Source organism: Actinomadura fulvescens (assembly GCF_039533225.1).
Taxonomy (GTDB): Bacteria; Actinomycetota; Actinomycetes; order Streptosporangiales; family Streptosporangiaceae; genus Spirillospora; species Spirillospora fulvescens.
Genome location: NZ_BAAATD010000009.1, coordinates 416,958 through 432,088, shown reverse-complemented (window position 1 = coordinate 432,088; position 15,131 = coordinate 416,958). Strand labels below are relative to the sequence as shown.

Annotated in this window: 13 protein-coding genes; 6 read left to right on the top strand and 7 right to left on the bottom strand. The window is 71.8% G+C overall.

Annotation, left to right across the window (positions count from 1 at the left end):
* Positions 1 to 300: 300 nt before the first annotated feature.
* Both ABD333_RS31890 and ABD333_RS31885 read right to left on the bottom strand, forming a co-directional pair.
* Positions 301 to 1,341 (bottom strand): SPFH domain-containing protein, encoded by a 1,041-nt coding sequence (locus ABD333_RS31890; protein ID WP_344546239.1) that lies wholly within the window; start codon positions 1,339 to 1,341, stop codon positions 301 to 303.
* A 53-nt stretch (positions 1,342 to 1,394) separates the two neighbouring features.
* Entirely contained in the window at positions 1,395 to 2,183 is a 789-nt protein-coding gene (locus tag ABD333_RS31885) for an ABC transporter ATP-binding protein (protein ID WP_344546238.1), read from the bottom strand.
* 278 nt (positions 2,184 to 2,461) lie between these two features.
* Here ABD333_RS31885 and ABD333_RS31880 point away from each other — a divergent pair, with 278 nt between their 5' ends.
* Entirely contained in the window at positions 2,462 to 3,262 is an 801-nt protein-coding gene (locus ABD333_RS31880) for a hypothetical protein (protein WP_344546237.1), read from the top strand.
* A gap of 87 nt (positions 3,263 to 3,349) precedes the next feature.
* On the opposite strand, the gene ABD333_RS31875 is transcribed toward ABD333_RS31880, so the two are convergent.
* The 5 genes from ABD333_RS31875 to ABD333_RS31855 all read right to left on the bottom strand — a co-directional run bounded on the left by ABD333_RS31875 (position 3,350) and on the right by ABD333_RS31855 (position 7,966).
* Positions 3,350 to 4,075: an RDD family protein gene (locus tag ABD333_RS31875; protein ID WP_344546236.1), complete on the bottom strand. Its 726-nt coding sequence runs from the start codon at positions 4,073 to 4,075 to the stop codon at positions 3,350 to 3,352.
* A gap of 89 nt (positions 4,076 to 4,164) precedes the next feature.
* Complete coding sequence (locus ABD333_RS31870; RefSeq protein ID WP_344546235.1) at positions 4,165 to 4,557, bottom strand: DUF2752 domain-containing protein; 393 nt, start codon at positions 4,555 to 4,557, stop codon at positions 4,165 to 4,167.
* 732 nt (positions 4,558 to 5,289) lie between these two features.
* Positions 5,290 to 6,075 carry a PP2C family protein-serine/threonine phosphatase gene (locus ABD333_RS31865; protein WP_344546234.1) on the bottom strand — a complete coding sequence of 262 codons (786 nt, stop codon included), beginning with the start codon at positions 6,073 to 6,075 and terminating at the stop codon, positions 5,290 to 5,292.
* Positions 6,076 to 6,111: 36 nt separating this feature from the next.
* On the bottom strand, positions 6,112 to 6,747 hold the full coding sequence (locus tag ABD333_RS31860) for a response regulator (RefSeq protein WP_344546233.1): 636 nt from the start codon (positions 6,745 to 6,747) through the stop codon (positions 6,112 to 6,114).
* A 34-nt stretch (positions 6,748 to 6,781) separates the two neighbouring features.
* Entirely contained in the window at positions 6,782 to 7,966 is a 1,185-nt protein-coding gene (locus ABD333_RS31855; protein ID WP_344546232.1) for a GAF domain-containing sensor histidine kinase, read from the bottom strand.
* Between the two features lie 188 nt (positions 7,967 to 8,154).
* Between ABD333_RS31855 and ABD333_RS31850 the strand changes: the two genes are divergently transcribed.
* The 5 genes from ABD333_RS31850 (at position 8,155) to ABD333_RS31830 (ending at position 15,130) form a co-directional block, all read left to right on the top strand.
* Positions 8,155 to 8,859: an SDR family NAD(P)-dependent oxidoreductase gene (locus ABD333_RS31850; RefSeq protein ID WP_344546231.1), complete on the top strand. Its 705-nt coding sequence runs from the start codon at positions 8,155 to 8,157 to the stop codon at positions 8,857 to 8,859.
* The gene (locus ABD333_RS31845) at positions 8,856 to 10,367 is read left to right on the top strand and encodes an MFS transporter (RefSeq protein WP_344546230.1); all 1,512 of its coding nucleotides are present in this window, start codon (positions 8,856 to 8,858) and stop codon (positions 10,365 to 10,367) included. The genes ABD333_RS31850 and ABD333_RS31845 overlap by 4 nt, the downstream gene beginning before the upstream one ends.
* A 17-nt stretch (positions 10,368 to 10,384) precedes the next feature.
* Positions 10,385 to 11,470 carry an S-adenosylmethionine:tRNA ribosyltransferase-isomerase gene (locus ABD333_RS31840; RefSeq protein WP_344546229.1) on the top strand — a complete coding sequence of 362 codons (1,086 nt, stop codon included), beginning with the start codon at positions 10,385 to 10,387 and terminating at the stop codon, positions 11,468 to 11,470.
* An 81-nt stretch (positions 11,471 to 11,551) separates the two neighbouring features.
* On the top strand, positions 11,552 to 12,763 hold the full coding sequence (gene serB / locus ABD333_RS31835) for a phosphoserine phosphatase SerB (protein ID WP_344546228.1): 1,212 nt from the start codon (positions 11,552 to 11,554) through the stop codon (positions 12,761 to 12,763).
* Positions 12,764 to 12,838: 75 nt separating this feature from the next.
* Positions 12,839 to 15,130, top strand: a complete 2,292-nt coding sequence (locus ABD333_RS31830) for an FUSC family protein (protein ID WP_344546227.1) — start codon at positions 12,839 to 12,841, stop codon at positions 15,128 to 15,130.
* Position 15,131 lies beyond the last annotated feature (1 nt).

Genomic DNA, 15,131 nt, shown 5'->3' with positions numbered 1-15,131 from the left:
GGCGAATGACAGTGCGCGGTGCAGGACGGTGCGCGGCGCGGCGCAGGACGCGGCGCGGCGCGGCGCAGGACGCGGCGCGGCGCGGCGCGGCGCGGCGCGGCGAAGGACGGTGGGTGGCGCGCTGCGGCGCAGAACAACGGTGCGTGGCGTGGCGCAGGACGTGGCGTGGCGCAGGACGTGGCGTGGCGCAGGACGTGGCAGGGGCCGCAGCGTGGCGTGGCGCAGGACGTGGCAAAGGACGCGGCGTGGCGTGACGCAGGCGTGGCGCAGTGCGTGGCGTAGGGCGGTGGGTGGGGGGATTTAGGGGGTGTAGGGGCGGTAGTCGTCTTCGTCGCGGGGGCGGGGTGGGCCGTCCAGGTCGGTCGGTTCGGCCGCGAGTGGGGCCGGGGGCTCGGGATGGGCGGCAGGGACGGGGGCGGGGGCGCGGTTGTTGTCGCCTTTCGCCGCGCCGAAGAAGCCGCCAAGGCCCTCCAGGGCCTTGCCCATTTCGCTGGGGACGATCCACAGCTTGTTGGAGTTGCCTTCGGCGATGCGTGGAAGGGTCTGCAGGTACTGGTAGGCGAGCAGCCGTTCGTCCGGGTTGCCCTCGTGGATGGCCTTGAAGACGGTGGCGATGGCCTGGGCCTGGCCACGGGCACGGGCGGCCTGGGCCTTGGCGTCGGCCTCGGCCGACAGCACGGCGGCCTCGGCCTGGCCGCGGGCGCGCAGGACGGCGGAGGTGCGTTCACCCTCGGCGGTCAGGATGGTGGACTGCTTCTGGCCTTCGGCGGTGAGGATCGAGGCGCGCTTGTCGCGGTCGGCGCGCATCTGCTTCTCCATCGCCTCTTTGATCGAGTCCGGCGGGTCGACGGCCTTGAGCTCGACCCGGTTGACCCGGATGCCCCACCTGCCGGTGGCCTCGTCGAGCACGCCGCGGAGCTCGGTGTTGATCTCCTCGCGGGAGGTCAGGGTGCGTTCGAGGTCCATGCCGCCGATGATGTTGCGCAGGGTCGTGACGGTCAGCTGCTCGATCGCGGTGAGGAAGTTGGCGACCTCGTACGTGGCGGCCTTGGTGTCGGTGACCTGGTAGTAGATGACCGTGTCGATGCTCACCACGAGGTTCTCCGCGGTGATCACCGGCTGCGGGGCGAAGGGGACGACCTGTTCGCGCAGGTCGATGCGGTTGCGGACCTGGTCCACGAACGGCACCACGAGGCTGAGCCCTGCGTTGAGGGTGCGGTGGTAACGACCGAAGCGCTCGATGATGTCGGCCGTCGCCTGCGGCACGATCCGCACGGAGCGGTAGAGCACCAGCGCGCCGACCGCGATGACGACGAGGGTCAGGATCAGCGTGGGGGTCACTCCTGGATCGTAAGTCGGCTTCCCCTTTTGGGACAGATGTCAATTTTCCCGTTTCAGCCGAGGGAGCGCGCGTACCACCGGCCGTTCTGCCGCTCCACGCCCAGCGGAACGCCGAAGCACTCGGTCAGGTGCTCGGCGGTGAACACCTCGTCCACCTTGCCCTGCGCGACCACGCCGCCGCCGCGCAGCAGCAGCGCGTGCGTGAAGCCCTCCGGGACCTCTTCCACGTGGTGGGTGACCATGACGGTGGTGGGCGCGGCCGGGTCGTCCGCCAGATGGGCGATGCGGCGTACGAGGTCCTCGCGGCCGCCGAGGTCGAGCCCGGCCGCCGGCTCGTCGAGCAGGAGCAGTTCGGGGTCGGGCATGAGGGCCCGGGCGATCTGCACCCTCTTGCGTTCGCCCTCGGACAGGGTCGTGAACGTCCGCCGGATGAGGTCGGCGCACCCGAGCGCGTCCAGCAACTCGACGGCGCGGGTGACGTCGGTCGAGTCGTACTCCTCCTGCCAGCGGCCCAGGATCGCGTACGAGGCGGTGAGCACCAGGTCGATGACCTTCTCGTCGGTCGGCACCCGCTCGGCGACCGCGGCGCTCGCGATGCCGATGCGCGGCCGGAGCTCGAACACGTCGGTGCGGCCGAGCCGTTCGCCGAGGATGTCGGCCGTGCCCTCGGTCGGGTGCAGCAGCGCGGCGGCGATCTGCAGCAGCGTGGTCTTGCCCGCGCCGTTGGGACCGATGATCACCCAGCGTTCGTCCTCGTTCACCGTCCACGAAACGTCGCGCAACAGGGTCGCACCCTCGCGCCTCACTCCGACTCCGCGGAGCTCAAGTACATCGCCGGCCATCGCGTGCATGTCCCCAGTCCAGCCGTGCCGAATGATCCGTTCACAGCCTACTTCCAGTGGGAAGCGCCGGTTCCGTGCCGGGAAAGGAATCGGTTCGGGATGTGTGGCCTGCCCGCCACCCCGGGGAATGTCGTGACCTCGTCGTACCTTCCTTCTATGGAGCCGGCCGTACGCCCGGAGACGCCGCCGTCCCCCGCGAGGCCGCGAGCTCCACGACCACTGCCGCGATTTTCAACGCTTATGGTGGTCTGCATGCACGCCGCTGTTCGGAGGGTGGGATGAACTACAACGGCGCGGACACCGCGACCGCACTGGTCGCTTGGGGCAACGCCTGGCTGGCGGGTCACGTCGGGCTGGACGAGGCCGTGGACGCCGTCGAGGACGTCTCGGGACCGCAGATCCTCGGCGCGGTGCCGGCCCCCGCCGAACAGCCGCCGCACGCGGCGCTCGCGGGCGAGGTAACGCTGCGACGCGGGCTGGCCGACCTGCGGGTGGCGGGCATGACCGCGTTCCGGCTGGCGCTGCCCGCACCCGGCGACCCGCTCGGGCTGACCGGACCGCCCGGCTTCAACCGCGCCGCGCTCGACGCCGACGCCGCCGTGATCGTCTCGCTGCCGGGCCGCGCGCTCGGCCTGGTCCCGAACGAAGACCGACGAGGCTCGTCGTACGTCGGCGTCCGGTGGAACGCCCAGGACGCCGCCGTCGGCCTGCCGGACGTGCCGTCCCTGGCCGAGGCCGACCGGCAGCTGACGCTCGCCATGCGCGACGCCACCGAGGCGCTGCTGACCGTGGACGACATCGCCGGCATCCCGCCGGAGATCGCTGACGCCCTGGCCGACCTGCGCGATCCCGGCCGCAACGATCATCCGCTCGCTCCCGGCTACCCGCAGCGCGCGCACCGCGTCGCCGCCCTCGCCGGCCGCCTCGCCGTCGTCGTCGAGCTGGCCCGGCGCCTCGACGCCCATGGCCTGACCGCCGACCAGACGCACCGCCGTGGCGACGCCCTCCGCCTGCTCGACGGCGCCATCCGCCGCGCCCTGGTGGCGGCCTGCAACAGCGCCTTCGACCCCGTCTCCTGAAATGGCGAACGGGGCATTCCCGGATAAGGGAACACCCCGTTCACAAGCGCGACGCCCGTCGTTCAGGGCAACGGGCCGCGCGTCGTGCTAGCCGCGGACGACGAGCGTGTTGCAGATCTTGTCGGCGAAGGTCTGCTTGCGCTCGTCCCACAGCGGCCACAGGTAGCCGATGTAGCAGGCGAGGCTGTCGGCGGCGTGGGCCAGACGGCGAAGGAACGCCATACCGAACCCGATCGGCTGCCCGGTCTGGGCGCCCACCAGGCGGATGCCCATCTGGCGCTTGCCGATCGTCTGGCCGGTCGTGCCCTCCTGGTAGGTGAGCCACAGACCACCGGCGACGATGCCGATGAAGCCGAGGAACGCCAGCAGCGCGCCGACGCCCGAGCCGTTCAACAGCATGATGTAGCCGATGAAGTAGATGATGCCCGGCACGGCGCCCACCGCGAGCCAGTCGATGATGAGCGCACCCGCACGCGAGCCCCACTCGGCCAGCTGGCCGTTCGGGCCGTAGTGGTGGTGGTGCACCTCCTGGTACGGGGCAGGCTGCTGGCCGTAACCGGGCTGCTGCGCGGGCGGCTGACCGTAACCGGGCTGAGCCGGAGGCTGACCATAGCCCGGCTGAGCCGGGGGCTGACCATAACCAGGCTGCGCAGGCGGCTGACCGTAACCAGGCTGCGCCGGAGGCTGCTGGCCGTAGCCAGGCTGAGCCGGGGGCTGACCGTAGCCGGGCTGGGCGGGGGGCTGACCGTAGCCGGGCTGCTGACCGCCGTAGCCCGGCTGCTGCTGCCCGTACGGGTCGTAGGGGTTACCCACACTTGCTCCTTATTGATTGACCCTGTGGTTTTGTGACGCCCGCCGGACCCGGAGGGCTCCGCAAGTCTGGCCGACGAGGGAAGACGGCCTCAAACCCGCAGGAGACCGAGCCGGACAAGCTGCCACAGCTCCGACCCCACGAGGGCGGTGCCGAGCACCCACGCACGGATGCCCGGTCGGAGTGCCCACCACCGGCCTCCCAGTCCCAACGGTGCGAAGGCGAGCACGATCGCACCGGCGAAAGCCACCGGGTTCGCCAGCACGGCACGGACAGGTTGGCCCGAACCCAGCTCGATGAACACGGTCGTACCGCCGCACAAAGGACAGGGAATGCCGGTGACCGCCCGCAGGGGACAGAGCACACCGGGGTCGTTGACACGGTGGATCCACGCCGCGCCGATGGCCGCGGTGGCCATGGCCGCGACGCGCAGCATCACACCCACAGGGCCGTGCCGCGCAGCGGTGAGGGTCCGGCTGACCATGGTCCCCGAGGCACCCTGCGGTACCCCGGCGACGGTCGCCCCGGGCGCTCCCCCCAACGAATCCTCCGCCTCGATGACTTAAATCCGAGTGACCCGTATATCGGGTTCACCCCCAGGTAGGTCAAGCCCTGACGACCATCGCGATCGGACCGTTACCTGAACGGTTAGGGCATGACCTCGCTGGTAAGCGTAGGACAAACCATCACCTGGATGAGTCCCGTTTCCGCCGATGAGCGCCACGTAACACCGCACTTCAGCCGCCTACGGCCTCCCCCCGCCCGCCTCCGGACGCGCTTCGGCCGTGCCGCATTCACCCCGGCGTGGGCGAGGTCTTGGGGAGCGTCCGTTCTGCGGGCTGTGCGCCCGCGGTTTCGCCCCCGGCGAGCCGCACTTCGCCGAATGGTCTTCGAGCCCTGCGATCCTCGGCAGATCTATGCGTCAAGCCCAGCCGGGCGGTCCGCGCGATTGCGCTGCGACGGCTCTTGGCCAGGGCTGGACTGGGCTGGGGCTGGGCCGGGGCTGGGCCGGGTCTGAGCTGGGCCGGGGCTTGGCTGTGCTGGGGCTGGGCTGGGCTCGGCCGGGGCTGGGCTGGGCTGGGCTCGGCCGGGGCTGGGCCGGGGCTGCGACGGGTCTTGGCCGGGGCTGCTGGGCCGTGAGGGCTTGGCTTTGGGGCTTTGGGGCTTTGGGCTTCGGGGCGGGCTGTGTGAAGCGGGTTGGTTGCCGGTGGGCGGGTCAGGCTTGGGCGGCGGCGCCTACGGTCTGGGGCTGGGACGGTTCGGTGACCTGGTCGGCTTCGACCACGTCGGCGATCACGGCGGTGATGTTGTCGGGGCCGCCGGCCTCGCGGGCCAGGTGGATGAGGCGCTGGATGGCCCAGGCGGGCTCGGCTTCGGCGCGGAGCACCTCGTAGATGGTGTTGGCGTCGACGGGGCCGCTGAGTCCGTCGGAGCACAGGAGGTAACGGTCGCCCAGGCGTGCCTCGCGGAGGCGGAGGTCGGGCGTGCGGTCGTCTCGTCCGTCCAGAACGCGGTAGAGCACGTGGGAGAGGCGGGACGTCTCGGCGGGATCGGCGACCTGGCCGGTCTCGCTCGCCTCGGCGTTCAGCAACTGGTCCATCGTGTGGTCCTGGGTGATCTGGAAGAGCGCGCCGTCACGCAGGAGATAGCCGCGGGAGTCGCCGATGTGGGCGAGGGCGACGCGGGCACCGGACCAGTACATCGCGGTGAGCGTGGTGCCCATGCGGCTGAGGTCGGGACGTTCCTCGCGCACGATCCGCAACTTCTCGTTGGCCTCGGCCACGGCCCGGCCCAGGATGTCGACAAGATCGTCGTTGTGGACATCGGTGTCCAGCGAGCGCAGCGAGCCGATGACGGTGGAACTGGCGACCTCGCCGCCCGCGTAGCCGCCCATGCCGTCGGCGACCGCGATCAACCGTGCACCGGCGTAGCCCGAGTCCTCGTTGTTCTCTCGGCTGCACCCGATGTCGCTGCCTGCTGCGTACCTGATTGTTACGTTCATACCGATTTCGATGACGATCCTGTCGTGGGAGTTGTATCAGTCGCCGGCCAGGCCGTTTCGAACGGCGTACAACGCCGCCTGCGTCCGATCCTGGACTCCCAGCTTCATGAGCAGATTACTGACGTGTGTCTTGACCGTCTTCTCGGAGACCATGAGGGCACGCCCGATCTCCCGGTTGGATCTGCCCAGTGCTATCTGCACGAGCACCTCCCGTTCCCGTTCGGTCAGCGCGGCGAGGCCGCGGTCGTCTCCGGCCGCCGAGTCCACACGCACCACCGCCTCGGCGGCGTCGGGCGCGAACAGGACATGCCCGTCGTGCACCGCCCTGATCGCCTGGACCAGCGCCTGCGGATCGACATCCTTGTATAGGTACCCAGCCGCCCCTGCCTGTACAGCCGGCAGCACGTGTCCGCGTTCCGTCACGCTCGTCAGGACCAGAACGCGTGCCGCCACCCCACGAGCCCGTAGCTCCGTCAACGCGGCCAGGCCGTCGGCGCCGGGCATCTTGAGGTCCATCAGCACGATATCGGGCTCCAGCGATTCGGCCAGCGCCACCGCGGACACGCCGTCCTCCGCCTCGCCGACCACCTCGATGTCCTCCTGGATTCCGAGGAAGGTCCGCAGGCCCTGCCGCACGACCGGATGATCGTCGGCGATCAGTACCCTGATCACGGCGTCTCCCCTGGACTCAGCGTGCAGGCCCTGGTCATGCGGGTACCTCCAGCCGGACGACCGTGCCCGCGCCCGGGGCCGCGTCGATCGCCAGGACGCCGCCGATCGAACGTGCCCGGTCGCGCATGGACGCCAGGCCGAGCCCGCCCGGCGGCGGCTCGGTGGGCCAGACGTTCTCGCGGGCGCCGCCGTTCAGCGCCGCGGGGTCGAAGCCCGCGCCGTCGTCGGCCACCTCCAGCACGATCCGGTCGTCGTCGTTGTGCAGCCGTACCTCGACGACGCCCGCACCCGAGTGGCGCAGGGCGTTGTAGAGGGCCTCCTGGGCGATCCGGAACAGCGCGGCCTCCTGGTCTTCGGGCAGCGCGACGGCGCCGTCCCCAGCGAACCGTACGGCGGTGTCGTACGCGCGGTCGAGCACCTCGACGTGCTTGCGCAGCGAGGCGACCAGGCCGTCGGCGAGGTCGGCCGGCCGGAGCTCGAAGATCACGGCACGGAGCTCGGCGAGCGCCTCGGCGGCGAGCCGTTCCACCTGTCCGAGCTCCGCGACCGTACGGGCGGGGTCGCGGTCGGCGAGCGCGGCGGCGGCCTTGGCCGTGAGCCGCAGCGAGAACAGCTTCTGCGCCACCGCGTCGTGCAGCTCGCGGGCGAGCCGGTTGCGTTCGGCCACGACGGTGAGCTCACGGTTGTGCTCGTAGAGCCGGGCATTGGTCATGGCGATGGCGGCGTGCGCGGCGAAGAGCGTGAGGAGGTCCTCGTCGGACTCGCTGAAGCCCTCGCCCTTGGGAACGTTCTGCTTGTTGGCGAGGAAGATGATGCCGAGCACGTTCTCGCCGTCCTGGATCGGCACGCCCAGGAAGTCCTTGAGGACGGGATGCGCCGACGGCCAGCCCTCGAACTCCCGCTCCCGCCGGATGTCGCTCAGCCGCTTGGGCTCGTTGTCGCGCAACATCGCGGCAAGCATGCCGTGCTGGCGGGGCAGGGGCCCGATGGCCTCCCACTCCTCCTCGGAGACGCCCTCGACCACGAACTCGGCGAACGAGCCCTCCTCGTCCGGCACCCCGAGGGCGGCGTAGCGCGCGTCCAGGAGCTGCGCCGCGGCGCGTACGATCACCTGGAGCACCTCGTGCACCGACAGGTGCCGGGTCACGGCGAGCACGGCGGAGCTGACGGCGTGCAGGGTCGCCCCCGGATCGCCGCAGCCGCGCTCGTCGACGTTCATCTCACCCGCTTCCGATCGTGCCGCCGGAGCCCTTCCCTGCCCGCATGTGAAGACCGTACTCTCTGGGCGCCTCCTCCCGAATCAGCCCCGGGCCTTACATGGTGCCGAAGGTCCTAGGCCTATAAGACGAGAAGGCGCGGGACCGGTCGGCCGATGCCGTCGGGAGCCGGGATTTCTAGCGTCGAGGCATGACGCAGAAGACGGCACTCATCACCGGCGCCTCCCGCGGGCTGGGGCGGGCTCTCGCCCGGGAGCTCGGCCGGGACGGCTGGAACCTCATCGTGAACGCCCGCGGCGCCGAGGCACTCGAAGCCGTCGCGAAGGAACTCACCGCCGAGGTCGACCCCACCGTCACCGTCGCCGCGATCGCGGGCGACGTGGCCGACCCGGAGCACCGCGCCCGGCTCGTCCAGGCGGTCACCGAGGCGGGCGGGCTCGACCTGCTCGTCAACAACGCGGGCACGCTCGGCACGACGCCGCTGCCACGCCTCGCCGAGCAGCCGCTCGACGACCTGGCCGAGGCGTTCCGGATCAACACGCTGGCGCCGCTCGCGCTGGTCCAGGCGCTGCTGCCCGCATTGCGTGAACGAGGCGGCGCGATCCTCAACATCACGTCGGACGCCTCGCGCGAGCCGTACGAGACGTGGGGCGGCTACGGCTCCACCAAGGCGGCCCTGGAACAGATCTCCAACGTCCTCGCCGCGGAGGAGCCCGACGTGGCGGTCTGGTGGGTCGACCCCGGCGAGATGCGCACAGAGATGCTCAGGGCGGCGGGCGAGGACGTGGACGCGGCGCCCCCTCCCGAAGAGCCCGCCGCCGCCCTCCGGCATCTCGTCACCGAACGCTTCCCCAACGGCCGCTACCAGGCCGCCGACCTGGCAGGCGCACGATGACCACGGCGGCAGACCCCGAATCCCCCGCCTACGTCGACCAGCTCGACAACGATCTGCCCCAGCCCACCACCACGGGCGCGACCACCACAGCGGACGCGGCGCAGCCCAGCGCCACAAGCACGGCGCAGCCGAGCGCTGCGGGCGCGGGCGCTCAGCCTCCGCGCAAGCGGGTGCGGGGCGAGAACCTGCTGAGCGGCCGCTACCGCACTCCCACGCTCGGCATCGTGCTGACCGTGACGCTCCTGGCCTTCGAGGCCATGGCGGTCGGCACGGTGATGCCGGTGACGGCGCGGGATCTGAACGGGCTGTCGCTGTACGCGTGGGGCTTCAGCGGAACCCTGATCGCGAGCCTTCTCGCCACGGTGCTCGCGGGCGGCTGGATCGACCGTTCGGGGCCCGCGAAGCCCCTGCTGATCGGGCTCGCCACGTTCGTCGCCGGGCTGGTGATCGCCGGGGTCGCCCCGACCATGGCGATCTTCGTCCTCGGCCGCGCCGTCCAGGGCCTCGGCACGGGCGTCGCGATGGTCGCGAGCTACGTGCTGATCGCCCGGGTGTATCCCGAGTCGCTGCGGCCGAGGGTGTTCGCCGCGCTGGCCGCCGCCTGGGTGCTGCCGTCGCTGATCGGCCCGGCGGTCGGCGGCGTGGTGGCCGAGCACCTCGGCTGGCGCTGGGTGTTCCTGGGACTGATCCCGCTGGTGATCCCGGCAGCGGTCATGCTGATCCCCGCGTTCCGCGAGCTGAAGCCCGCCGAGCACGCACCGGCACGCCGCGTCGGCGCGACCCGCTACCTGGCCGCCGTCGCGGTTGCGGCCGGCGCCGGCCTGCTGCTGTACGGGCTGGACAACCCGGGCCTGGTGCTGGTCCCGGCCGCGGTCATCGGCCTGGCCGGACTCGCGTACGGGCTGCCGAGACTTTTCCCCGCCGGAACGCTTCGGATGCGGCGCGGCCTACCCAGCGTCATCGTGGCTCGCGGACTGCTGGCAGGCGCGTTCTTCGGCACGGACGTCTTCATCCCCCTCGCCCTCACCTCGCTGCACGGCTTCAGCCCCACCCAGGCGGGGATCGTGCTCACCGTCGCGGCCCTCGGCTGGTCGGCGGCCTCCCAGATCCAGGGACGTTCCAAGCGCCCGCAGACGCTGTTCGTCCTCCTGGGCGCGGTGTTCGTGACCGTCGGCGTGGTCGCGGTGACGGTGACCCTGCAGCTCTCGGGCTGGTGGTCGGCGCCCGCGTGGACCATCGGCGGCTTCGGCATGGGCTTCGCGATCAGCAGTCTCAGCGTGCTCATGCTCGACCAGTCGGCCGAGGAGGAGCAGGGCGTCAACTCCTCCGCCCTCCAGATCAGCGACACCCTCGGCTCCTCCGTCGTGGTGGGCCTGGCGGGCGCCCTGGTCACCGGATTCGGTACCGACCACCTCGAACAGGGCCTGATCGTCGCCGGTGTCCTCTTCACCGCGATCGCCGCACTGGCCGTCGTCGCCGCGTTCCGGCTGGAAGCCGGGCGGTCCTGAGTCCAAGGAGACAGCACATGATCGAGACACTGGAGTTCACGCTCCCGCCCGCCCTCGAAGCCCACGAACCCCCGGAGGCCCGCGGCAGGACCCGCGACGGCGTCCGGCTCCTGGTGGGCCGGCGGGCCGGCGGCGAGGTGAGCCACCACGAGTTCCGCGACCTGCCGGACCTGCTGCGCCCCGGCGACCTGCTGGTGGTCAACACCTCCGCCACCCTCCCCGCGGCCGTACGCCTGGACAAGATCGCGGTCCATTTCTCGACCCCCGTGCCCACCCCCGTGCCCGGCCCCGCCCAGGCGGCCACGCCGGAGCTCGCCACAGCCGCTCAAGACGTCGACGACCGGCTCTGGCTGGTGGAGTTGCGGCGCCGTACCGGCAAGGCGAGCGTCCCGTACCTCGGCGGCTCGCCCGGCGAGTGGATCCCGATGCCCGGCGGCGCGACCCTGACGCTCATCGGGCGGCGGACGGAGCGCCTGTGGGTGGCCCGCCTCAGCGCCGACGTGGTCCCGTACCTGCGGCTCCACGGCGTGCCGATCCGGTACGGGTACGTGCGCCGCGACTGGCCCACCGCCGCCTACCAGACCACGTTCGCCCACGACCGGAGCACCGGCAGCGCGGAGATGCCCAGCGCGGCGAGGCCGTTCACGCCGGAGCTCGTGACCCGTCTCGTGTCGCGCGGCGTCGTGCTCGCGCCGATCACCCTGCACACCGGCGTGGCCTCACCCGAGGCGCACGAACCCCCGTACGCCGAGCGGTACGAGGTGCCCGAGCAGACCGCCGGCCTCGTCAACCACGTCCGCGCCGGTGGCGGCGACGTCATCGCGGTCGGCACGACGGCCGTGCGCGCCCTGGAGACCGCCGCCGACCCCACGGGCCTCGTCCGCGCCTCCAGCGGCTGGACCGAGCACGTCATCACCCCCGAACGCGGCGTGCGGGTGATCGACGGCCTGCTCACCGGCCTCCACGAGCCGAAGTCCTCGCACCTGATGATGCTCACCGCCATCGCCGGCCACGACCTTCTCAAGAGCACCTATCAGGCCGCCCTCGACGAGTCGTACTTGTGGCATGAATTCGGGGACCTCAACCTTCTTCTTCCGCGGTGACGCCGGCGGTCGCGCCCGCCTGTCCGGATGCTGGACGGCGTGCGCGTCCGTTCGCCCACGGCCGGTACCGTGGTGACCAGCATGGACGGGACAGAACAGCGAACTCTGCTCATCACGCTCACCGGCCGCGACCGCCCCGGGGTGACATCGCGGCTGTTCAGCACGCTCGCGGGCTTCCCGGTGACGGTCGCCGACGTGGAGCAGGTCGTGATCCGCGGACGGCTCGTCCTGGGCGTTCTGATCGCCTACGAGGACGGCGCCGACATCGGCCAGGTGTGGACGGCGGCTGAACGGGTCGCGAACGATCTCGAAATGGAGATCGAACTCTCCACCGGCAAGAGCAAGGGCGTGCCCCGCCGCCGCGGCCGCCTGCACGTCACCGTGCTCGGCGCCCCGCTGAAGCCCGCCGCCATGGCCGGGATCGCGGGCCGCATCGCCGCCAACGGCGCCAACATCGACCGCATCGAACGGCTCGCGCACTACCCGGTCACGTGCATCGAGATGGACGTCTCGGGCGCCGACCCGGAGGCCCTGCGCGCCGGTCTGGCCATCGAGGCCGCCGAGCAGCAGGTGGACGTGGCCGTCCAGCACGGCGGGCTGCACCGCCGCGCCAAGCGGCTCGTCGTCATGGACGTCGACTCGACCCTCATCCAGGGCGAGGTCATCGAGCTGCTCGCCGAGCACGCGGGCTGCCTGGACGAGGTCGCCAAGGTCACCGAGGCCGCCATGCGCGGCGAGCTGGACTTCGAGGGTTCCCTGCGAGAGCGGGTCGCGCTCCTCGCCGGGCTCGACGCCTCCGCGATCGACTCCGTGCGCGACCGGGTCGAGCTGGCAGCCGGCGCCCGCACGATGGTACGGACGCTCAAGCGGCTCGACTACAAGTTCGCGATCGTGAGCGGCGGGTTCACGCAGGTCACCGATGCCCTCGTGGCTGATCTCGGCATCGACTACTCGGCCGCCAACACCCTTGAGATCGACAACGGCAAGCTCACCGGCCGCGTCGTCGGCCCCGTGATCGACCGCGCCGGCAAGGCCGCGGCCCTCACCGAGTTCGCCCGCGAGGCCGGCATCCCGATCAACCAGACGGTCGCGATCGGTGACGGCGCCAACGACCTCGACATGCTCCAGGCAGCCGGGCTCGGCATCGCCTACAACGCCAAGCCCGTCGTACGCGAGGCCGCCGACACCGCCGTCAACGTCCCGTACCTCGACACGATCCTCTTCCTCCTGGGCATCTCCCGCGAGGAGGTCGAGGCCGCCGACGCCGCCGACGCCACGTCCTACCCCGCCTGACCCACCCGCCGCCGCCCCTCCACACCGAGCGTTCGTGATCGGAGACGGAGATCGCGGGTACATCGTGATCGGGGGGTGGACACCGTGCTGCGGGGGGCGCGCGAGGCGTACGCCAAGATCGAGGGCCGGGCGGCGCCCTTCTACGGGGTCGCGTCGTCGCTGGCGATGGCCATACCGCTCCTCGTCGGTTCGCTGACGGGCCACGCCGCCCAGGGTTCGGTGATCGCGCTCGGGGCCTATCTCGTGACGCTGCGGGCGCCGGAGGGGCCGTACGGGGCGCGAGCCCGCAACCTCGCCGCCGCCACGATCGTGGTCGCGACCGGTGCGACCATCGGCGGCTACCTGAGCGGGCACACCTGGCTGGCCGTCGCCGTCGTACCGCCGATCGTGGCCCTGGGGAGCGCCGTCGGCTGGATCGGGCCGACCGCAGGGCTGGCGGTGCTGCTGACGGCGGTCCGGCCGCGCGCGGAGGACGTGACGTTCAACGGGTTCCTGGAGTTGCTCGGCGGAGTGCTGGTGTGCGTCCTGCTGCTCCTGCCGTGGCCCGCCCGGCGGCTGCGACCGCTGCGCACGGCGCTCTCGGAGGCCATCGACGCGGTGGCCGAGGCGCTCGACGCGGTCGCGGAGGACGTCGGCGCCCCGGACGCCAGCGCCCTGAACGCCGTCGACCTCACCAATCCCGGTCTCGCCGCGGTGGCGCGCAAGCCGGACTGGGAGGAACGCCGCAGGGCCGCCGCCCGTGCCCTGACGGCGGCGCGCACGACGTACGGCCTCTACCGTGCGGGGCGCGGCGGCCAGAAGGAACCGACCCGTCCCGAACGGCTGATCGAGGTACTCGCCCGGATCATGCAGGAGACCGTGGCGTTGCGGGCGCTCGTGGAGGCGGCGCGGCGGCGGCCGCCCGAACGTGACTGGGAGATGGAGGTACATGTCGCGATCACGGCCCTCGCGGCGCGGTTGCGTCTCCTGGCGGAGGCGACCGAGTCGACCGGCCAGACGCCGCTCGGCAGCGTCGAGTCCGCGGCCATCCGCCGCCTGGGCAGGCAGAGCGAGGCGATCCGGCGAGCCGGTCTGGCGGGCGACGACGACCTGGTGTCCGCCGCGCTGATCGGCCAGATCTGCCGTTCGATCGAACGGATCGCCTCCAGCATGGAGTCCGCCCGCCGCGTCATCGCGGGCGGCCTGCGGATGAGGCTCGGCCCGCCCCGGTCGATCGGCGCCCCGGACGCCGCCTCGGTCTGGAGCCGTGCCGGTACGGCCGTACGGACCCGTTCCCCCACGTTCCGGCAGATCATGCGGGTCAGCGTCGCGGTCGCGGTCGCGATGGCGCTCGCCGCGGCGCTCAAGCTGCCGCACGGTCACTGGATGACGATCACCGTCATGACCAGCATGCGCGGCACGTACAACGACACCGTCGAACACCTCGTGCAGCGGGTGGGCGGCACCGCGGTCGGCTGCGCGATCGCCGCCGTGCTCCTGGCCCTGACGCCGGGGCAGATCGCGGCCACGGCGGTGCTCTTCGCGTTCGGGCTGGTCGCGTTCACCCTGCGCTCGGTCAACTTCACCCACTGGGCGATGTTCGGGACGCCGCTGGCCATGATGCTGATGGACTTCTCCGCCCCGTCGGACTGGACCGCCGCGGGGGAACGGATCGGCCTGACGTTCGCGGGGGCGGTTCTGGCCGTGCTGGCGATCCGCGTGCTGTGGCCCACGGGCTATGCCGAACGCCTGCCCGTGCAGCTTGAGCATCTCCTGAGCGTTCACGCCGATCTCGTACGGGCGACGGCCGCGGTGGTGGAGGACGAGCACGAACGCCTTCCGCACGACAAGATCACGGCGGCCGAGCAGGCCACCGAGGCCGTCACCGAGGCACGCAACCGCCTCGCCAAGGAACGGGTGCCCGACGCCGAGCGCATCGCCTGCCTCCGGGCCGCGGCAGGAGCCGCCGCCCGGGTGCGCGACCAGCTCATCGCGGTGTCCCAGGTGCCCCACGAGCCGGAGATCGACAGCGGTCCCGTCCCCGAGATCCTGAACCGCGTCGCCGACCATCTGGAGGAGGCCGCCGCCACGCTGGACGACCCGCCCGGATCGGACCCGGAGGACGGCCGCTCCGGCCCCGATCAGCGCCTCGACCAGGAGTTCGCCGACCTCGACCGGTATCTCTCCAGGGTCACACGCCGGCGGCGCGCGGAGATCGAGGAGGGCGTGGAACGCGACGTGTTCACCCCGCTGCGCCAGGCGCTGATGCAGCTCTCCGGCGTCCGCTACACGCTCCGCTCCCTCCGCGGCGACGCCACCGAGCTGATCGACTCGGCCCTGGACGCCAGCCGCCCGGGCCAGCCAGTGGCGGACACCTCCGCGCGGTAGT